We start from the raw sequence: 20,454 nt of genomic DNA, 5'->3' as shown, positions 1-20,454 counted from the left end.
TTATCCCTTTTCGAAAAAATCTAGAAATGCGTGGAGTGGATCGTTAGCACTTAAGCGACCATTATCGTTCATGGGCGGAATGCGCTTTGCCAATTCATCCCGCTCATGCTCAGAAGATGGCCAGCGCTTTGGAGGCTCTTTTGCTGATGCAGGCGATGATTTTTTTGGGTGACCCTTTTTATCTTGTTGTGATGTAAGCGATAAGTCCAAGTCGGCTGATAAGGCACGTTGCCAGCTCGGTAGAAGTAGCGCTATCGCACACCATCGGTCACCATCCGTGTATGGTCGAATAATAAGAGGACTGGCCATTCGTTCTTTATTTTTTGGTGTCAGCGTCATCGCTGGCGGCTCTGTTTTGGTGTTATCGTTAAAATCAAAGATAATTGGCATGCCAAATGCCGCTCTCGGAAACGCATTTCCCGCAGGGTGTTCCGGTTCATGATTAATTTTATGTTTTTTAGTCATTCTCCGAAGCTGATCTGGCTCCGGCCAAAAGCTACGTCCGGGGCGTTTGTCTTGATTACCCTGATTCCGGCCTACACCTTCTCCTTGTCGAAACTCATAGAGCAAAAACGCTGCCGCTTCCCACGCCTTTTCCGCTGAATCGAAAGATTTGTTGCCACTGGCATTCGAGGCAAAAACTAACGCCATGCTATCGGGCATGTCTTGCGTTGATATGCTGTCGATGCCCGCTATCTTTATCGCGCCGAACCCTCGGCGCGTCCTGCCACCAATACCGCCAAAAGAGGCCCACCAGCGTAACGCTGTCTCGACATCTTCCTTAATTGCTTCGGGACAACGAATAGACAGGGTGAACCTAAAACCACTTTTTAAACAGGATGTTTGTTCGGCTGCTCCAAGAAGATACTTCACGCCTTTAGCACTGAGATATTTTGTTGGTATTGTCTCTAACCGACTTTTTGGGCAGTCAACATAAATACTCACCTTGCTCGCCTTTGCTCCATGGTCACCAATACCACCCCAAATGGCCTCTTCTGCACTGCGCAGTTCTTTAGGATTGTCCGGACCACATGCGATACGCCACCAAAAGCGCAAATGACCACGAATCGCACTTGCGCGAATAGGCATGGTTTGATCAATCTCTCCAGCGAGCACACCTCCGCCATACAGGGGAGTGACAAGCYGGCACTCGTAGCTTTCCCAGCGATTATCACCACTCTTTTGCGCTTTCTGCTTCAGAGAGACTAACTCTTCATTAAGCGCTGCAAAGTCTTTGCGCTTCGTTTTTCTTCGCATTCCAACACTCCATTTTGTCAGGCGACAAGCTAGGCAAAGTATGGCTACTCCTTCGTACAACTCAGTAATTTAACACGGTTTACATGGTTAAAAAATGAATATAGGTCAACCATTTAAGGGGGTTCCGTATTGACACACCTAAGCTGCCTGTACGGCAGTGAACACACATGGCTCAAAGATTTACACTTTTGTAGATTTCTAAGCTGCCTGTGCGGCAGTGAACGTCCTTTCGGGTTGTGCCGATTCCGGCTTATTTTTCTAAGCTGCCTGTGCGGCAGTGAACTTCCAAGATGTACAGGTTTACCTGATTACCAATTTCTAAGCTGCCTGTGCGGCAGTGAACATAATGAGAAGGTTTGTTTTCATACGCTGTTATTTCTAAGCTGCCTGTGCGGCAGTGAACGCCTTGCCCGGTGATACGTTTAATCTTGATATTTTCTAAGCTGCCTGTGCGGCAGTGAACCGATTAAGCGTCGCCCTGGTGAATCACTGGCATTTCTAAGCTGCCTGTGCGGCAGTGAACTATAGAATAACGTAACAATCGTCAGGTACAACAGGCTGTTAGGATAAAAATCGTCTTTTACCCTTGTTAAAAAGCACCTGCTGTAACTGACTGTATTTTCTATTTATTTTTAAAGAGCTAAAAAAGAAGGGGTAAAGAGGGGTTGCCCCCTCAAAAACACGGCACCGCAGATTGCTGGTCGGGCTCTCGTCTGCTTAACCCATAACAGGTGAATGGTTGGTCATTATTGGGCGGCTGTTTGGTGAGTTCCCGCTCGATATACAGGGCGAACTCGGTATTTGGCTGCCCCGCTCGTTTTTGGCTCGACAGGCTGGTCACTTGAATAAAAGGCAGTGACCAGCGTTTGTCGTTCGTTTTAATGTTTTCCAACAAACGACGCTTTACTTCCTCCTCATCGTAACCATTTTTGCTGGCAATCGCGGCCGCACGCCGATCGAGGTTTTTATACAGTCGCTGCGGCGATTTGTAGTTCCAGCGTTTAAAGTAGGCATAGTCTTTCACCCCGTCTGGCACCGGCTTAACGGCTTTGATATGCACGTAATCGGTCAGGCGTGACAGCCAGCGCTGAATATTAAGCTGCTCAAATGCCGCCTCAGTTTGCGCAAACAGACGCAACCGATGGCCGAGTGGAAAATCACCTTGGCGGTAATCCGGAAACCCCACCGCAATGGCCGATTGATTCGGTCCGATTTTGTTTTCCGCTAAGGCAATGTGCACTTGCTGAAACACCTTGTGCCAGAGAAAATCTGCCGAAATATCGGTGTCAGGCAACAAGGTGATATCAATGTAATACTGCATTGTGCCTCCTTACGCGCCAAACACGCCGCCGCGGATCAGCATCGCCATAATGTAATGCTGCTGCTCGAGCGTTGGGGTTTTGTCTTTTAACATCCATCCATCGAGCAAGTTGTAAAAGTCGTTCTTTTCTTTTGGCTGACGATACGCCGCTCCGCGGTTAGTTACTGAGCCATAAGGTTCAATGGCAATGGCAATTGCACCCACTTCGTCATAGGCTGGGTGCCAGGTGTCAATGGTGCGCAGCGCGTTGCCGATTTTTTGTGAGTGCATCGCGGCTTGGCCATCTAATTGATATAAGAACTTGCTTTTATCGCCTTTACCGCCGCCCATCACCAGCTCTTGAGAGGGGTAGACCGCTTGCCCTTCGCCCAGTTGGCAGTAGGCTTCAACATGAATAAGCGCATGCGCTTCTGTTAAGCCATATTGGATCACCTCTGCTAGTGCAGTGACATCTGGGTGCGCGTCAAAATCATGCAAGCTAAATTCGTAGCTATCAAAGCTAAATTGCTTCTCGCCTGCGGTGACCACCACCTTAACTTGCTCGGCACCGACACGGTTGCGCCACAAAAAACGCCCATTGGCAATGTTGTGTGCGTAACGCTGCGCCAGCTCTATAAAACCGGTTTCTGATTGATAGTCACGCACTTTATCGGCCAACGCTTGCTGATAGTCCGGATTGTTACAGGTTGACGGTACATGTAGTCCGCTGAGCACGCGCACACTTTAAGCGTATCGGCATCATGCGGTAGTGCCGCAACATCGACCGTTTGTAGATTCGCTTTAGATACTTCCGCATCTAGCTTGGCGGGATCATTAGCGGTGGCCGCTTTTAAGCGGTTCGAAATCGTGCCTCGCACTGATTTTTCGCCCACTTGAATGGGTTGCCAATCGCCTTTTTCCCAGTTGCCCGCATACATTAGTGCATCCGAAGGCACCAGTTTCGCTTCAAAGGCAAGGACGGAGGGGGTAGTCAGTTTTTTATCAGCCATGATGAAATCTCCTTAATTACAAAAAGTCAGGGTCAAAGTCAGTGTTATCTTCGGTTGTGGGCACAACGTCAGGTTCAATGAGTTCGTCATGTGTTGCTGCCATCACACGGGCAAGGTACCAAGGGTAATCACCGTGATAACGCCAGCATGCGTCGTCGATATCCTTAAGGCGGTGGACGCTGCGCCACTCACCTACGCTGTATGCCGCTTCCACAAAACTTACCGGTACCTCCGGATCGCGGACATTGGCGACCTCACCTGCGGCATAACAAGGGGAAATAGCGCGGTATCCCGTCATGATCGGCACCAAATATCCTGGCTTAGGTTTGGGAACGCGTTGCCATTGCGCCGGAATCGGTTGGTTATCGTCGTCAGGCACGTGTTCATCATCGCCGACAGCTTGGTACGTCAGCATGGCAAACTCACACCAAGCATCAAATAAGCTGGCTTGCGCATTATGTTGCAATAGCTGTTGATGATATTGGGCGAGATAATCATGTCGGTCGCAAAGGACAAAGCCCGGCATGAGGCGGCGCAACGCTTTTTTCTGCATGCTTGCATCCGCGAGCAATTCAACCTCGCCAATGGTCAAGATTTGCCCACCCGCGAGCCGTCGCTGAGGCGCCAAATCTTTCACTTCCGCGATCAACTGTGCTGCCGCGGCTTTATCACCAGCAATCAGTCCCTCAACCTCGATCAGCAAAGAGGCTTGCATGTTCATGCGTCCTTCTTCATTGATCGATGCTGTCTCGCCTTTGGCGGTGACCGGATTGCGGGTTAAGGCAAAAACATAGTCGCCCCACCCTGTGGGCTGCCGCACATGAACGTTGTTTTTATGGCTAACCACGGTCACGCCACCCAAACGCAATCCCAAGGCATCAGGGAGTTGACGTGATAGCGCATGGGCAAAGCCAAGAAAGTGCGTGATCGCTGGAAAACCATAAGTCAGCCCTGCGATCGCATTCGCGTTTTGCACCTCAATGTGCTTAAGCAATAAATACTGTGCCATTATCGGTTCTCCTCAAACTGAGGCGTGTCGCGCTCAAACGCTTTGAGTTGGGTTAGGAATACTTTGCGGATGTAATTGAACTCCGTATCACCAAGCAGATAGTGTTGTTTGTCCTCGAGCTGGCGCAGTAACCAAGCAGCAAAATCAGAGGCAACAGTGTCCAGCCACGCTTGTGCGTCACGCTCTCGCTGAAATTGATCGTCGGGGTTGTACACATCCAGCCAAAGTGCATGTTCACGTTTTAGTCGGCATGCTTGATCATCAGTGCCTTGACTCCAACCGGCTGGAACTTGCTGCTGAACCCGCGCGGCATGGTCAAACACCAAGTCAGTGAGTGGCAGAATAAAGTCATGATCGCGCCGATAACGGGTGGCAAAGTTACGATCCCGTTCGGTAAGGCTTGCCAGAAAGGCGCGAAAATCGTGAAGCAAATGACTGGCTTGGTAGGCTAAACGGCGATTAAAGATGCTGGTTTGCTTGCTTGGATCCTCCGGCTGCTGCTGATAGCTTGGCGGGGTGGCATTGAGTAAAAAACCCTCGCCATGACGCTCACTATTAAGCTGTGACACGTTTTGCGGTTTAGAGCCGCCAAAGGTTTGTTTAACAGTACGCGGAAAGGCTTCTAACCGCTCTGGGTGATAATGCTGTTTGTTCTTTGCCTCACGAATCGCTTTTATTTTTTCACCAAACCGTGTCGCACGCACCTTGGTGTACAGGGTGTGCGCGAGGCTGGATGAATATAGCGGACACAGCAGGTGATACTCACCTTCATTCACCGGAAAGTAGGTTTGCTTAATCAAATTATGAGCCGATAACACCTGATCGCCGAGTGCCAGTGAAAAGCCCGCGCGCCACGTTTCTAACAAGGTAGCGTCATCAGTGAGTGGCTTAAGCGCGTTGATATGGCCGGCTTGTAACTGAGAGATGAGTGACTCACTTTCCACAGTTATTTTTAAAAAACGCGCCACATCCAACGCAGCCGCATTGCCAACCGCATCAATGGCTTTATCGGTCAGCGAATAGCTAGTAAGGTAGTGAGATTCACTCTTATCGATCTCAGTCACCAGCATGCTGCTCGCTCTAGCATCACTGTGAACAAATTTGGGGCTATGCGTGGCGAGACTGATTTGCTTGGCTCGCGTTGCGGCGTCTGTGACCCAGTGAATTGGCTCAAACTTCGCTTCGATCGGCGCCGCTTGTTCCGCATAATCGGCATTGGCGATCGCCTCTTGCTCTTGGCTGGCGGCGGCTTTTAAGGCCTTATCACGCGCCTTTTGCAAAGGCTCAAGCTTCGCCTGTTTGCGCTGTTCAATATATGCCAGCAGCGCATCGTATAGGCTGTGTTCCATAAGCGCTTCCTTTATCCTATTTGTTCCATTAAATTTTTTATTCCCGATAAGCACCCAGTTGTGGATGCCAACACCAAGTGATGTTTTGACCTTCTCGCTCAGCCGTGAGGCGTATTTCGCCCAAGTGCTGGCTCGCTTTTTTAACTGGCCATCCCAGTTGGTCAGCAAAGTGCTGATAAACCGCTTCAGGATCAACGTCAAACCACCAATGGCAACCGGCTGCTAGCGATATCTCGACGGGTTTAAAGCGATATGAGTGATCGGCGTATTGGTAGGGATAACGTGAGGTATCTAACTGCTGCCAAGCCAGTGTGTCATCGTCGTTATAAGCCAACACAAAGCTTTCTTGGGGCTGGCTGTGACGAAACGGAGTACGCCGGATCAGTTCGCCGCTCCAGCTGGCATGTTTACCGGGGTAACGTAGTCCAGCGGCTTGATTGATCAGTGTTTCATTCCACCAAAGCTCGGCTTCCTTACCGGTTCGATAAAACTTAGGTTGGTACTTTTCCCCGCCCGTGAGTTCTAGCGTAAAGCGCAACGCACGGTGTTCCTGTACGCCCCAGTGGCTCACCGGCTTAGCCGCTCTTTTTGCCGACGAAGCAAATATAAAGTCAGATTTTTCCAGCCTGGGAATTTCCTGAATACGCGGCGTGGCGGAAATGGCAGTCAGCCCTTCATCAAACATGACCTTGTAACCTTTTTCCAGCGGGATAGCAGCGCTTTCAAAGCCTGGCTTACAATAAGCGGGATGCTTGCCTTTTAACCCACGGACATTCTGATCGAGCACATAAATATTGGCGCTTGTCGGCGCTTGCTGACGGTGACGTTGTACCCGCCCCGCCAACTGAATTAAGGCACGCATTGAACTCGGCTCAGCAATGGCCCAGTCGTAATCGTGATCTCGCCCAACTTCCACCACCGCCGTGCCCACCACCACAAACATTAAATGGTTGGCATCACAGCGTTCAATGGCATCGCGAATCTCCGGCTGTTCGAAAATCGCCGCTTCATCATGGCGATTTAACGCCGCATCGAGACGACTTTCTCGATAAGAACGTAATGCCAGCGGAAACTGGGAATGGTACGGATAAATAAAGAGCGCATGATCCGGCTCCGGTGAGATTTGTACCAGCGTACGAGTCAGCGCGACCATAGGGTTTATATTGGCCATGCGCACCACGCCTACCGACACTGTTTTGCCGGATGCATGGGGTTGATGATGCGCGTGGTGCAACTGATGAATATGGGTATGGATAAGTTGCGCTAGCGGCCCAAAATCGAGGTTGGGTTCGCTGGGTGTTGGGGGAACAGCCAAAGAGGTAATCGCGGAGGTATCCACGGTTTTTCCTTTGCGCAGCACCTTTTGGGCGCCCTCTAATCGCTTAACACGTTTTGCGACAAAGTCGCGGTGGTAAGTCACGTAATCGGTTTTGCTCGTCACCGTTTGGATCTCGCTGGTAAATTCATCAAACCAGCCGCATATCACAGGCGCATCGTCAGCCTCATGCGTCGAAGCGTTGTCGCCAAACTGGGCATGATTAAACTGCGCCCTGCCCGCACGATAGGCATCAAACAAGCTTTTTACTAACGAAGGCGGCAAGGTCGCCGATGAGAGCAACACCCGTGACCCTAACATGCCTGCCCAGTTCACCAAGCGGCACAGCGCCGGTAAGTCTTCAAGACCAAAATCATCGGGCTCATCAAGCACTAAGTCGGTACTGAGCAAACGCAACATGGGCGCAATTTGATGGCCGCCGCGCAGGCTTTCAGTGGCGGGCATCAGATGATCAATCGTGCTCACCAACACTGGCGCACTGACCAATTTCTCCAGCTTAGGCTGACTACTTAGCCAGTGTTTCAACCGGCCATCGTATATTTGCCCTTCGTAGCTAATAAACAGTTGCTCGAGAAAATCTTCGGTAGACTCACTGCCGCCGGAAGACTGATGTGACGTATTTTGCGCCTCGTGTAAACGCTGGATCGCTTGCGAGCCAACGAGCACGCCCAACTCGTCATCGCCAAGTTTTAGCAAGTCGCGATACGCGTCGCCGGTTTGCAAGGTAAGTGTTCTCAGCCCCAGCGCCACCGAGAAACGGCATCCCTGCCAAGGGTCCGATAACGCATACATAATGCGCGCGTTGGCGATGGTTTTCCCGCAGCCTGTGGACGCCATATTAATGCCGAAAAATCCCTGTGTTTCCGACTGAGTAGCGATAGTTTTGGTTTTCCGATAAGCGATATCTTGCCAGCGATACTTTTCTTGTTCGGCGCCTTGGCTAAAACGGCGGTGCTGAGCAATCGCCGGCATTGTCCATTTAAGTGAGGGTAAATTCTCTGCAAAGCGTCTCACATTAATGGCCACACCGATGTTGTGCTCATCTAACTGTTGTTTAGGCGGCGCGTTTTTGCGTTTGCCTTGAGACTGGTCTGTATTAGCAATCGGCACGTAATGGCGATCGCGCCATTTGGGCTTGGATTTCTCCAGTGGCAGCGACGAGTAATAATGATCCGCTAGCATTAATGATAAACGTGCCATATGGCTGACAAACCGCTGCGATAACCAATCAACTTGTCCATGAGCGCTCCACGGATATTGGCGGGCACGCTTGGCCAATTGACGCGCTTTGTGTTGCCAAGGCTGGCTTAAAAACGGGGTGCCATCAGGAAACCGCCAGTTATCGGCAAGCGCCTCCGGATCATATTTAGCGAGGTTAAGCGCGTTGGGCGCATTCCAGTGACTACCAAAGCAACGGCGAAGCCATTGGTCGATTTGCGAGAGCTCAACTGGCGCCTTGTCGGCATCATAGTTCACGGGCAACCGATGATGCGAGACAATAAGCCAAGCCACGATACGTGCAAATGGCGATAAGTCATCAAAGACAGGTTGATAGCCGTCCGTTTCAGTAAACAGTCGCGCCAGTAGCGCAGCTTCATGCTCGACGGAGGTTTCAGGCGTAAGCTCGCTAAGTTCATCAAGCCATTGCTGATCCGCCTTGCCTTTGACAAACGCCTCGAATAAACGCAACGACACCCACTCATGGCGATACGGTTCACCTTGGTGTACTGTTTGGCCGCGAAGCTTTTGCTGAAACAACGCATTGGCTTTCCCAAAATCATGAAACAATCCCGCCATGGCCGTTGCCAGCACAATCACCTCATTAAGCTGCCAGCCCTGCTCCCATTCTTTGTGGCTAAGGTCCAGTTCAGTACGATTAACCGGCACATTGCCTTCTAAGTTAAATTTGCGGCGATTACCCACAATCCACACGAGTTGGCTATGAGTTCTCGAACGAATCCAATGACAACTGACCGCGGTGCTGCGGCTGGCGGTTTTGCTCAGCATTTTTCGCACCGTATTTAAGCCATCTTCGGTGATCAGTGTTTGCCAGGTGTTGTCACCAATTCGGTTGGCAAAGGCATCAAGCACGCGGCGGGTTTTCTTCAGTGCCTTTTTCTCGCACTGAGAAATAAAGGTCACCATCATCGTTGCGGCTCCGTCATCTCATCGTCGGAATCATCTTGCAGCGCAATGGCTTTGATGGTGTTGAACATAAAGTCCATCGCTTTGTGTTCAATAAAGGCTTGTAGAACTTGCTGGCGAAATTCTTGTTCGGTAGCGTTTTCTTTAGCGCATATAAACGCCCAAGGCAGCACGATGGCATCTTTGATTAAGTCCGCGGCATCAAACACCAGCGCGCCGCGACGGGTTTTGCCATGCATCACCGCAAATCCGTGCGGGATCCCAAGCACCCATAGACAACTCGCCGCCAAGCCATAAGCTAGGTAGTTGCCATGATTTAAAAAGCGGTTGGCGAGATCGTCCGCCTCATGCTGACGTTTAAAACCGTTTTTTTGAGTACGGTTCGCCGCGTGTTTGTAGAGCGCTTTGGTGAGCTGCGCTTCGGTAAGCAATAAATCCACCGGCTTGCTGGCTTTGTCAGTTCGCTCCACAAAGGTATCGAGTGCGCCGGCCAATTCGGCCACATCAAACCCTTCAAGCTTGAGCTCACGGCTCGCTTGCCAGACCTGCTTTAAGTAACTCAGGCGTGCCAGCTGAAAAGTTCGCGCAGCGTCCAATCGCTTTTGATCATCAAACCAAAATGACAACCACCCTTGCAGATATTCAGTAGGTCGATACTCGCTTTGCGGTGTAAACCACTCAACCTCAGTTGCCATATGCAGTGGTGTACCGCCACCTCCGCAGAAGCCAACCAGCACGCCCGCTTGCGAGAGCATACGCATCGCCGCTTGAGTGATTGATGTGCCAGTCCCGAGCAACAACACCGTGGTATTGGCAATGGGGATATTAAAGTAAAGGTTTTCGCGTTTCGCCTCCGCCAAGTACAACACACGCCCATCTTTTTGCATCACACGGCAATGCTCGAGGTAGTACATATTTGCGCGTTTAGAATGAAGGATGGTTTTAAGATCCGAGGGCGAGAGATCGTCCATGCGTGTCCCTTTCGTGGTTGTCCCGAGTGACAAAACAGATCACTTACAAGCGCAAGAAAGGTAACAAAAATAGCAATGCATGCCCGTGAAACAAGGCACAGTTTAGGGTTTGAAGGAAGATCGCTTTATTAATGCGGATGTCAGTAATGAACAGTCACAATAAGCGCACTAACCAATAGTGAAATGGTTAATAATGTCCATTTCTTTATGGGGAACACCAATGATATCAATCGCATGGCGTCGGATAAGATAAAAGACAAGATGTTGTCCTTCAGGAAAGCAATAGTACCCGTCTTCGATGTCTATTCTGGCCTAATTGCGGGTTCTCTGCCAGCCAGTTAAACCGCGCAGCTAGACGCTTTAGATAAGTGTTACGCTGCGCCTTTCCCCATTTCCGCTCAGTATAACGACCAATATTTTTAAGATCATCACGCGATCTGGGCGTAATACGAACCTGCTTTTTTGTTTGGCTCGCCGTCAAGATTCTGCGTCCAAGTCGTTAATCAGTTCATCCATTGAAAAATCATCGACAAACGTGTCACTTGCTGCCTGTCGAGCCCCCTCATCRAGATGTGAGCGCAACACATCCAGTTTGGTTTTGCGTTCCTCAAGCGTGCGTAATGCATCACGAACAACCTCGCTAGCAGAGCCGTAACGGCCACTTGCTACCTCGTTTTTAATAAACACTTCCCAGTGCTCCCCTAAACTTAAACTTGTTGTTGCCATAACTATCGCACTTATTCATAAATGTGAATAATGAATATAGCGCTTTTTGTAAGTGACTCCCAACTTTTTCACTCATATTGATTCAGCCGAACAACGTTAGGTATATAGCAGCACACAAGAGTTCWCATTCAATCCTTTCTAAGCTGCCTGTGCGGCAGTGAACCTGAAAAGTCATTCGCTGTACTTGTTGAGGGATTTCTAAGCTGCCTGTGCGGCAGTGAACAAAAAATCGGCCCTATCAATGTGCTGATTGAATTTCTAAGCTGCCTGTGCGGCAGTGAACTCGCCCATTTTGACCGGCTCTTTCTTGATGTTTTTCTAAGCTGCCTGTGCGGCAGTGAACAATGGCGAGCAAGATAATCCCGGTGACTCGACTTTCTAAGCTGCCTGTGCGGCAGTGAACTAATCAGCGCTGGCCATGTGCCGTTAACCGCTTTTCTAAGCTGCCTGTGCGGCAGTGAACTTGATGTCGCATTCGTCCTTGTGGGACTGCTGTTTCTAAGCTGCCTGTGCGGCAGTGAACAGGCAATCGCTAACATGTTCTCTAAACTTGGATTTCTAAGCTGCCTGTGCGGCAGTGAACCGCAGTACCGAAATAAGCCACGCATGGATGCGTTTTCTAAGCTGCCTGTGCGGCAGTGAACCGGTAGAAATGCGAACGTCAATAATCTCGGTATTTCTAAGCTGCCTGTGCGGCAGTGAACCTCAAGCCTAGACCTTTATCGTAAGAAGTTGATTTCTAAGCTGCCTGTGCGGCAGTGAACTCTACCAGAAAAAGTAAGGGGGACGGGATGAATTTCTAAGCTGCCTGTGCGGCAGTGAACTATAGAATAACGTAACAATCATCAGGTACAACAGGCCGTTGGGATAAAAATGGCCTTTTACCCTTGTTTAAAAGAGCCTTTCGTAACTAGCTGTATTTATTGTTTATTTTTAAATAGCCCAAAAATAAGGGTTACAAGGGGTTTAGGCACCCCCACTTATTGATCCACGTGGCTCGACTTATCCGTATCTATCGCTCTACTGCGAGGAGGAGCGAATGCAACTGACCGAGCCGGATGACTTAGACCGGATTATTGAAATGGCGTGGGAAGATCGAACTCCTTTTGAGGCGATTGCAACACTATATGGTCTGCGGCAAGACGATGTTATTGCACTAATGCGCCGTGAGTTAAAGCCGCGCAGCTTTAAAGTATGGCGAGAACGTACAAACGGGCGTAAAACCAAGCATAAAGCGCTTCGTTCAGCGTCTGTGGGCCGCAGTCATTGTAAAAGCCAATATAAAGTAAAATCGTCTAACGGTAAGGCTAATCGTAGATAAAAATGATGTCACGACGAAGCGTCTGAGTGGTTAATTGATCGTCTCTGTCACGTTATGGAAACGTGACAGCCAAATTGTCACTTTCTGCTGGCGCTTAATCCGTGCTTCAACCCCAAAGCCAATCTAACTCACAACGTTATTTTTCAATCAGTTACACATTAAAAACAATACTAATCCAACTAGTTATCCACAGTTTCTGTTGATAGTAAATCGATAGCCGTTAACTTATTTAATTTATAATTATCAGCAGCTTAACGGCATAAAATACAATTTTATAGAAATTTCTTGACGACAGCGTGGCTAAAGATTCTAGAGTCAAGCTTAACCGACCCAACGGTGTGCTACTTCCATCAATAACTTATCTTTGTTGGGGTGTGCCAGCAATGTGACACCGTAAGGGGAGTCTTGGTGGCTAAATAATGGCAAGGTTAACTGCGGTAGCCCACAAACATCGGCCAGCGCCATAAGGCGTCTTTGCGCCAAATTAAAGGTGTCACTTTGCTCTTGGCCTGCGTCTCTTGGCAAAATCTCACCCGGTGTGGACGGTAAAATTAACACTTTATCACCTGGCCACATCGCACACACGGTATCTCTGAGTTGCTTGCGCGTTTTTTTCGCTTGGAAATGGTCTTTGTAATTAATCGCTTGAAGGCGGGCTAAGTAGCTTTGTGTGGAAGACGGTAAGTCCAGCTTTTGCTTTTCCAGCCATTCTTGATAGACCAGCAAAAACTCATGACTGGCAATGGCAACTTGTGCGTTTTCAATCCGTGTTAAGACCAGTTTGTTCATCGCCAGTGTGGTTTCATGCGGTAAAGGTAACGCATCCAATTTTTTGTAGAAACAATCCATGGCTTCATCACTGTAGTAAAGTGCGAAGATAGGTTCCGCCAACACAACGCCGACAATGTTTTTGATCGCCGTTGAAGGTTTCGCCACCAGCTCTTGGAACTGGCTAATTGGCGCTAATGCAGCACTACAGACGCCCGGGTTATCAAACGTTTCTGCCGCAGGTAACAAACCACTCGCGTCGATGAGTCCTGGCGTGGGCCTATAGCCAAATAAGCCACAATGTGCCGCCGGGATGCGTACACCGCCAAAAGCATCATTACCAATGCCTAAGTGAGCCAGTTTTTTTGCGACTGCGACGGCAATCCCTGCATTACTGCCGCCGACGCGATACTTGCGGTAGTTTGGATTGCGAAGCTCAGCATAGAAAGGATTGAGGCCGGTAATACTAAAGGCGAGCGGATCCACTTGCAGTTGGCCAATTAAATTGGCGCCTTGGGTCATCATGGTGTTCAGCACCGCCGCATCTTTGGCCGATTCAGTGCGCCCTTCCGACCATGCAGGAATACCGATCCCCGACACCAAACCTTCTACCGCTACAGAGTGAGAAACGGCAATGTGATAACGCCTGAATACCCCGCTGCCGCTATCCTGACGAGGTGGATCATACCGATGTGCAAACATGGCTTGGTCTAACATTGGCGTTCCTTATCACAAGATCAATTGAGCCTTATTGATCAGTGTAATACAGGCGCGACAAATCAGACGCCTGAGTTGGGCGGTAAACCATGTCGATGCAAATGAAAGTGTTACTGTGTTTTTAAAAGTTTGCCGCTGTCAGCCCCGGTGCTCGTTGACACGATTGTTCAAACGCACTGAGTTGAGGGGCAAGATCCTCACTCACAAAGGTATCGTCAAATATTTTCACTTTGCGGGCGAGCTGCCAACTATCAATCGACGCGCCTTGTCCGTAGGGAATTGCATACACATGAAAGTGTTGACGCTGAGTAATGTAGTCAAGATTTGGCGGTACGCGTAAAGGTTGATAGGTGGTATTAAGGTAGACGTAAAACTCTCCTTGGCAATTGGCCACCACATACGAGCCTTGCTCACTGCGTAACGCGAGATAAGGTTGTGGCACTTTATCAAACTGGCTTACATGCCATTGATTCGCTGTTGCAGTTAGCTGGATCATCGGTGCTGTCGGCATGGACGCACGCGAGTCGCTTACCTGCGGTGTTGGTGTTGATACAGGCGCCTTGGTTTGATTGTTCTCCAACGGTTCGACAATTCTGACACGTTGCGCCACCTCTGGTGCTGATTGGCCTAACAACGTCCTCATCATGCTTTGCCAGTGGCTTGTCGGCAGCATCAGCACTGCAATCACGCCCCAAGAGGCCAATACCCAACGCCATGCCAAACCGGGCTTTGCGGCTTTGAGCGTCACTGGTGTCGCTTTGTGTTTGAGCTCAGTTTCCAGTTGTTCAACCTGAGATAATGCCTGTTTTAATTCTCGATTGAGCTGTTTGCTCTCTTTCTTGTCACTGTCATGTTGCTTTGATAATCGCTGATGCTGCTCTTCTAAGACATGATGTTGCTTTTCCAGCTTCTGATAGTGCTCCCGCCATTGGCGATTATCAAACTCCAGCTTGGCAATTTTCGCGGTCAGATGCGCAGGGATTTGGTTGTTCGCTTGGCGGGCTCGTAAGGTTCGATTCTCTTGCTGCAATGCGGCGAGTTCTTTTTGTAACCGTGCTACTTGGCTACGCAATGCTGCCGTGCCACCAGCAGATTGTTGACTGTCGAGCGGGCTGTGATCGCCCTTGCCATTTTTAACCGCTTGATACGCTTCACTGACAAGCTGCATCAACCCTGTGCTTCCGCCTTTATCTGGATGCACGCGAATCGAAAGTTGACGATAGCGTTGTTTAATTTGCTCAGCGCTTTCACTGGCGCCAACGCCTAAAAGTTCGTTCCAAGTGGTCATATCAGGGCCCATCGTTACGGCTTCGTCTTGCAAACTCAATCACAAGGTGTTGATCCGTGTTATCGGCACACGATCACATTTATTGAGCATTCATCGGTCGAAATTTCAGTATAGCCAGCACCGCACCGTTCAGAGATAAAAGTTTAAAGAGTGCAAATTTTGCGCACTTCTTTAGTTGATAGAACTGTTTATTCATTTTTGCATTGCATTCATATTTCTGTGATCTATCATACTTACCGCAATATGACGTTCCGATGAAGACAGCAGGAGAGAGGTGGCATTCGCCATCCGCCGAAGAAGTAAATCTTTCAGGCACTTAAATGTATGGACTGCTGTTGGAGGAGCCTCTGGAGAGACCCGTTAAGTCGGGCGCCGAAGGAGCAAGCTTGTTTTCAAGTGAAACTCTCAGGCAAAAGGACAGAGGAGATACCCACCCCAATATGTAGCACTTTTGTTAATATTAGTGTGGCTTATCTCCTCCTTTGATGTTTAAAGGGGGATAAATGCAACTTCTAACTCAACTACCGGATATACCATCACTTCTCGCCACCATTGATGACTGGATATGGGGCCCACCGCTATTACTACTGCTCACCGGAACCGGTCTGTTCTTTACCGTACGGTTAGGGTTGATCCAGCTACGCCGTTTACCTTTTGCACTAAAACAAATTTTTAAACCGGCAGATGCTTCAACCAAAGGCGATGTTTCTGGCTTTGCGGCATTGTGCACCGCATTGTCCGCCACCATAGGGACAGGAAATATTATTGGTGTCGCCACCGCTATCGCGTTGGGTGGTCCAGGCGCCCTATTCTGGATGTGGCTAGCCGCGTTTTTAGGCATGGCAACCAAATACGCAGAATGCTTACTGGCAGTGAAGTATCGCGAAACCGACCACAAAGGCAATATGCTGGGCGGGCCGATGATGTACCTTTCTAAAGGGGCTGGACAACCGCTGTTGGCAAAGCTGTTCGCGCTGTTTGGATTAGGCGTCGCCTGCTTTGGTATTGGCACCTTCCCGCAAGTTAACGCCATCAGCAGTGCCGCCACTCACCTGTTTAATATTCCCACCGTGGCGGTCGCAGGGATCTTAACCGTACTGGTCGCCCTCGTAACCATTGGCGGGGTGAAGTCGATTTCAGCCGTAGCGGCCAAAATCGTTCCCGTGAWGGCGGTATTCTATGTGGTCGCGTGTTTATGGGTGCTCGGGGCGAACATTGAACAACTCCCACACGCCGTCGCGCTGGTCTTTGAGTCCGCGTTTACGGGAATGGCAGCAACCGGTGGTTTTGCCGGTGCGGGAATGATGCTTGCGATTCAAGCCGGTATTGCACGCGGCGTATTTTCTAATGAGTCGGGACTGGGCAGCGCCCCTATCGCCGCGGCTGCAGCCAAAACCGATTCTTGCGTTGAGCAAGGCCTTGTTTCCATGACCGGTACTTTTATCGATACACTGGTGATTTGTACCATGACGGGCCTGACCTTAATTCTGACCCAATCATGGTCAGGGGAACTGGCAGGGGCCGCGATGACCTCCCATGCCTTTGCAGTCGGTATGGAGAGCAGCATTGGGCCGATGCTGGTGAATATTGGCCTGTTATTCTTTGCTTTCACCACCATTCTAGGCTGGCATTACTACGGCGAGCGCTGTGTCGCTTACTTGTTCGGAAAGCGTGCGATCTATTTGTATAAAATCATCTTTATTGGATTGATTGCATCAGGTTCCTTTATTCATCTAAACACCATTTGGATCCTTGCTGATATCGTTAATGGCTTAATGGCGATCCCGAACCTGATTGGCTTGTTGCTACTTCGCCATGTGGTGATCAACGAAACGCGCGCCTACTTCAATCAAGAGGCGGCGAGCCCAGCTCGTGCCGAGCATACCACTTGCAGCCAAATGCATTAATTTGCTGCTAAGTACATAGGAAGCTCGTTAACCTCTTGGCAACGCTCAACAGCAAACGTAAAAAAGCCGGTGAGTACACCTCACCGGCTTTTTTTACTACGTATTACTCAACAAGGCAGGAATGGCTTACGCAAACTTTACCGCGTCGGTTTCTTCTATCCCTAAACGCCCCAAAATAGCGCGTGGATTAACAAAATCGTTGATTCGGGTGTGGTGTTCCACTTTATCCCCTACCGCGACGAACTCATAATCCAGTGATTGAGTCGCCTGTTTGTCCCATACCCCGTCACCAAAATAAATTCGGCGATCAAACTGCACGCCATAATCTTGCTTGGCGCGGAACGCCGCGAGTGCCATCACTTCACTGCGGCTCATCGCATCAGAGCATGATGAGAAGACAATACCATCGACATTAAAACCGGCGGCCTTTAACTTCATCCGTGCGGTTTCTTCCCAGCCTCCCGTCGCAATGGCAAGGGCGACAGAAGGTACTTGACGCATCTCATTGATAAACTCGACCGCGCCCGGAATAGGTGTCATGCCTTTTTCCGCAATGGCGTGCGCGAGCTTTTGCATAAACACACGTTTCACTTCTCGGAAAATGGTGATCTTTTCTTTTTTCAGGTCGTTTTTATCGATGAGTTCTTCGATGATACCTGCGTCGGTGATGTTAGTGTATCCCCCCCAATCATCAGGTACCGTTAGTCCCGTCACAGCAAAAATGGCTTCACTAAAACACTCGTGGTCCATGTGGCAGCTATCTACCAGCGTACCATCCACGTCTAACATAAATAGATTTTTCACGCGCTATTCCTCAAATCCCGTTGCGTCCACACAAGCACACGGCTTGTTGATTTGATTGTGGCGCTTCCCCAATGCAAGCTGTCTATCCGACACAACGGCCATTATAACATTATTTTTACATTTTGGACGACAGCCGAGCGCAATCATACGCCCCTGCTTGCTAACTGCCAATGCTCACTCGAAAAGTTGTTACATCAACGAAATTTTTGAACAAGTTTGACGAATCCTTGACGTGGTGTTTTTACGCCCAAACTCTACACTAACCAAGGTCGCAACATGCAGACCGTTAATTTAAAGGAGAACGTAATGAAAGCGCTTGTCATCAAATCAAGTATTCTTGGTCCCCATTCTAGCTCGAACGCCGTGATCGATGGCGTGGTGAACAACCTATCCCCTGATTCTTTGGTTGAGCGTGACTTGGCAGCCAACCCATTGCCGATCCTTGACGGCGAGCTTGCCGGTGGCCTTCGTGGCGGCAGTGATCTGAATGAACGTCAGCAGCAAACTCTGGCGCTTTCTGACCAACTGATTAACGAGATCCAACAAAGCGATACGCTGATCATCGCCGCCCCTATGTATAACTTCACGGTGCCCGTACAGCTGAAAGCGTGGATTGATCTTATTGCCCGTGCTGGCGTGACATTTCGCTACACCGAAAATGGTCCTGAAGGCTTGGTGACAGGTAAGCGCGCTATCGTTGTCACCACGCGAGGCGGGATGCACAAAGGCGGTAACACCGATCACGTGACAGGTTATATGCAAACCGTACTTGGTTTTATCGGTATTACAGACGTTGAGTTTGTGTACGCCGAAGGCCTCGCCATGGGTGAAGACTTGGCCAGCAAAGCCATTGACGATGCAAAACAGCAGCTCAAAAAACTGGCTTCTTAATCGCAAAAGACCCACTGTTTGGTGTAAACGCCTGCCAATGTGCAGGCGTTTAGGTTAGCAAGCGCGCGAGGATTGGTGATCCGCGACGCCAATGTTACCATGTGTGTTCTAACGCAGGTGGTTGAGCCTGCTTTCTTTTCTTTGATCAGATTGGATGCGATTGTGACCGACACCGCCCAGCCAACGTTTTTTATCTACGACTTTGAGACCTTTGGCACCCACCCGGGTAAAGACCGCCCTTGTCAGTTTGCCGGCGTGCGCACTGATAGCGACTTCAACGTTATTGGCGAGCCCTTAGTGCTGTTTTGTCAGCCACCGAATGATTATTTGCCCGCACCAGAAGCCTGCTTAATCACCGGGATCACACCACAGTTAGCGGTGAAAAAAGGCTTACCTGAGCCCGAATTTATCGCCCGTATCCATGAGGCGCTCTCTCAGCCAAATACCTGTGTCTTCGGATATAACAATGTACGCTTTGATGATGAAGTAACCCGCTACACGTTGTACCGTAACTTTTATGACCCGTACGGTTGGAGTTGGCAAAACGGAAATTCACGGTGGGATTTACTCGATGTGATGCGCGCTTGCTATGCGTTGCGCCCCGAGGGTATTGAGTGGCCGCTCGATGAAAATGGTAAGCCAAGCTTTAAGCTAGAAAAACTGTCTGTTGCCAACGGCATTGAGCATAGCAATGCGCATGATGCTATGGCGGATGTATACGCCACCATTGAGCTGGCCAAAAAAGTAAAAGCTGCGCAACCGCGTTTATTTAATTATTTGCTGACCCATCGCCATAAAAACAAAATCAAAACCTTAATTGATGTGGTGAATATGACCCCACTGGTTCATGTCTCAGGTATGTTTGGCACCGAGCGAAGCAACACCAGTTGGATCGTGCCGGTTGCTTGGCATCCTGAAAATCCCAATGCAGTGATCACCATTGATTTGGCGCGAGACCCAGCACCTCTTTTTGAGCTGGATGCCGATGCGCTGCGCGAGCGTTTGTATACGCCTCATCACGCACTTGCGGAGGATGAATTACCTGCACCACTGAAACTGGTTCACATCAATAAATGCCCGATCTTAGCCGATGCCAAAACGCTACGTCCGGAAGATGCTGCGCGCTTAGGGGTAGATCGCGAAGCCTGCTTGCGTCATCTAAAAGCGCTAAAAGCCGCACCAGAGCTAAGAGAAAAACTGGTTGCCGTCTTTGCCGAATCAAAACCTTTTGACGATCAAGACGTCGATAGTGCCCTATATGCAGGTTTTTTCTCGAAAAGCGATCAAAGTGCAATGGAAATTATTCGTGCGCGCGATCCTGAAAACCTTGCCGCGCTCGATTTGAGCGTCGATGACTGGCGTATAAAGCCGCTGCTGTTCCGCTATCGCGCGCGTAATTATCCGTGGACACTGACTGACGCTGAGCAGCAAAAGTGGTTTATGCACCGTCGCGACTATTTCGAGACCCACCTGCCCGCATACATGGAAAACTTACAGCAATTGGTCGACGCCCATCAAGATGACGAACACCAGCTGAAGATCCTTAAAGCGGTGTACCACTATGTGGAATCCTTGGTCAGTTAATTTTGCTTCCCTTGCCGTGGTGCCATCTGAGCCGCTGGCAAGGGAGTCACCTCCTATACTATTGATAGATA

15 protein-coding genes, 1 pseudogene, 2 CRISPR repeat arrays and 2 riboswitches are annotated in these 20,454 nt (G+C 49.6%); of the genes and pseudogenes, 4 read left to right on the top strand and 12 right to left on the bottom strand.

All coding sequences use genetic code 11. The features are described 5' to 3' along the window. The 9 genes and pseudogenes from cmr1 to BZJ19_RS04665 form a co-directional block, all read right to left on the bottom strand. Complete coding sequence (gene cmr1, locus BZJ19_RS04705; RefSeq protein ID WP_077674773.1) at window positions 1–1,257, bottom strand: type III-B CRISPR module RAMP protein Cmr1; 1,257 nt, start codon at window positions 1,255–1,257, stop codon at window positions 1–3. A gap of 135 nt (window positions 1,258–1,392) precedes the next feature. Continuing rightward, a CRISPR array of direct repeats spans window positions 1,393–1,780; the repeat unit is 28 nt; unit sequence TTTCTAAGCTGCCTGTGCGGCAGTGAAC. Window positions 1,781–1,930: 150 nt separating this feature from the next. Continuing rightward, window positions 1,931–2,578 (bottom strand): type I-F CRISPR-associated endoribonuclease Cas6/Csy4, encoded by a 648-nt coding sequence (gene cas6f, locus BZJ19_RS04700; protein ID WP_077674772.1) that lies wholly within the window; start codon window positions 2,576–2,578, stop codon window positions 1,931–1,933. Between the two features lie 9 nt (window positions 2,579–2,587). Continuing rightward, window positions 2,588–3,495 (bottom strand): annotated as a pseudogene (csy3, locus tag BZJ19_RS04695) (type I-F CRISPR-associated protein Csy3). An 88-nt stretch (window positions 3,496–3,583) separates the two neighbouring features. Further along, on the bottom strand, window positions 3,584–4,576 hold the full coding sequence (gene csy2, locus BZJ19_RS04690) for a type I-F CRISPR-associated protein Csy2 (RefSeq protein ID WP_077674771.1): 993 nt from the start codon (window positions 4,574–4,576) through the stop codon (window positions 3,584–3,586). Further along, the gene (gene csy1 / locus BZJ19_RS04685; protein WP_077674770.1) at window positions 4,576–5,925 is read right to left on the bottom strand and encodes a type I-F CRISPR-associated protein Csy1; all 1,350 of its coding nucleotides are present in this window, start codon (window positions 5,923–5,925) and stop codon (window positions 4,576–4,578) included. The genes csy2 and csy1 overlap by 1 nt, the downstream gene beginning before the upstream one ends. A 37-nt stretch (window positions 5,926–5,962) precedes the next feature. Then, complete coding sequence (gene cas3f, locus BZJ19_RS04680) at window positions 5,963–9,409, bottom strand: type I-F CRISPR-associated helicase Cas3f (RefSeq protein ID WP_077674769.1); 3,447 nt, start codon at window positions 9,407–9,409, stop codon at window positions 5,963–5,965. After that, window positions 9,406–10,377, bottom strand: a complete 972-nt coding sequence (gene cas1f / locus BZJ19_RS04675; RefSeq protein ID WP_077674768.1) for a type I-F CRISPR-associated endonuclease Cas1f — start codon at window positions 10,375–10,377, stop codon at window positions 9,406–9,408. Before cas1f ends, cas3f begins: the two co-directional genes overlap by 4 nt. A 271-nt stretch (window positions 10,378–10,648) precedes the next feature. Then, window positions 10,649–10,858: a type II toxin-antitoxin system RelE/ParE family toxin gene (locus BZJ19_RS17445; RefSeq protein WP_201249173.1), complete on the bottom strand. Its 210-nt coding sequence runs from the start codon at window positions 10,856–10,858 to the stop codon at window positions 10,649–10,651. Continuing rightward, window positions 10,855–11,103: a type II toxin-antitoxin system ParD family antitoxin gene (locus BZJ19_RS04665; protein WP_077674767.1), complete on the bottom strand. Its 249-nt coding sequence runs from the start codon at window positions 11,101–11,103 to the stop codon at window positions 10,855–10,857. Before BZJ19_RS04665 ends, BZJ19_RS17445 begins: the two co-directional genes overlap by 4 nt. A gap of 135 nt (window positions 11,104–11,238) precedes the next feature. Continuing rightward, a CRISPR array of direct repeats spans window positions 11,239–11,927; the repeat unit is 28 nt; unit sequence TTTCTAAGCTGCCTGTGCGGCAGTGAAC. Window positions 11,928–12,142: 215 nt separating this feature from the next. Here BZJ19_RS04665 and BZJ19_RS04660 point away from each other — a divergent pair. Further along, complete coding sequence (locus BZJ19_RS04660; RefSeq protein WP_077674766.1) at window positions 12,143–12,424, top strand: TIGR03643 family protein; 282 nt, start codon at window positions 12,143–12,145, stop codon at window positions 12,422–12,424. 321 nt (window positions 12,425–12,745) lie between these two features. Here BZJ19_RS04660 and BZJ19_RS04655 read toward each other — a convergent pair whose 3' ends face one another. Together BZJ19_RS04655 and BZJ19_RS04650 are read right to left on the bottom strand one after the other, a co-directional pair. Then, window positions 12,746–13,909 (bottom strand): amidase family protein, encoded by a 1,164-nt coding sequence (locus BZJ19_RS04655; protein ID WP_077674765.1) that lies wholly within the window; start codon window positions 13,907–13,909, stop codon window positions 12,746–12,748. Between the two features lie 121 nt (window positions 13,910–14,030). Further along, complete coding sequence (locus tag BZJ19_RS04650) at window positions 14,031–15,197, bottom strand: J domain-containing protein (RefSeq protein WP_157891159.1); 1,167 nt, start codon at window positions 15,195–15,197, stop codon at window positions 14,031–14,033. A gap of 254 nt (window positions 15,198–15,451) precedes the next feature. Further along, window positions 15,452–15,539: riboswitch (glycine riboswitch) on the top strand. A gap of 2 nt (window positions 15,540–15,541) precedes the next feature. Then, window positions 15,542–15,621, top strand: a riboswitch (glycine riboswitch). A 79-nt stretch (window positions 15,622–15,700) separates the two neighbouring features. Here BZJ19_RS04650 and BZJ19_RS04645 point away from each other — a divergent pair. Beyond that, window positions 15,701–17,104, top strand: coding sequence for an alanine/glycine:cation symporter family protein (locus BZJ19_RS04645; protein WP_077674763.1), 1,404 nt, complete (start codon window positions 15,701–15,703; stop codon window positions 17,102–17,104). Window positions 17,105–17,230: 126 nt separating this feature from the next. On the opposite strand, the gene BZJ19_RS04640 is transcribed toward BZJ19_RS04645, so the two are convergent. Beyond that, window positions 17,231–17,908, bottom strand: coding sequence for an HAD family hydrolase (locus BZJ19_RS04640; protein ID WP_235608144.1), 678 nt, complete (start codon window positions 17,906–17,908; stop codon window positions 17,231–17,233). Between the two features lie 306 nt (window positions 17,909–18,214). Between BZJ19_RS04640 and BZJ19_RS04635 the strand changes: the two genes are divergently transcribed. Next, on the top strand, window positions 18,215–18,799 hold the full coding sequence (locus BZJ19_RS04635) for an FMN-dependent NADH-azoreductase (protein ID WP_069587020.1): 585 nt from the start codon (window positions 18,215–18,217) through the stop codon (window positions 18,797–18,799). Between the two features lie 162 nt (window positions 18,800–18,961). After that, the gene (sbcB, locus tag BZJ19_RS04630; RefSeq protein ID WP_077674910.1) at window positions 18,962–20,383 is read left to right on the top strand and encodes an exodeoxyribonuclease I; all 1,422 of its coding nucleotides are present in this window, start codon (window positions 18,962–18,964) and stop codon (window positions 20,381–20,383) included. The last annotated feature ends 71 nt before the right edge of the window (window positions 20,384–20,454 follow it).

Origin of the sequence: Salinivibrio proteolyticus, from assembly GCF_001996165.1 — a bacterium.
GTDB lineage: Bacteria > Pseudomonadota > Gammaproteobacteria > Enterobacterales > Vibrionaceae > Salinivibrio > Salinivibrio proteolyticus.
This window is presented reverse-complemented; position numbering and strand designations above follow the sequence as displayed.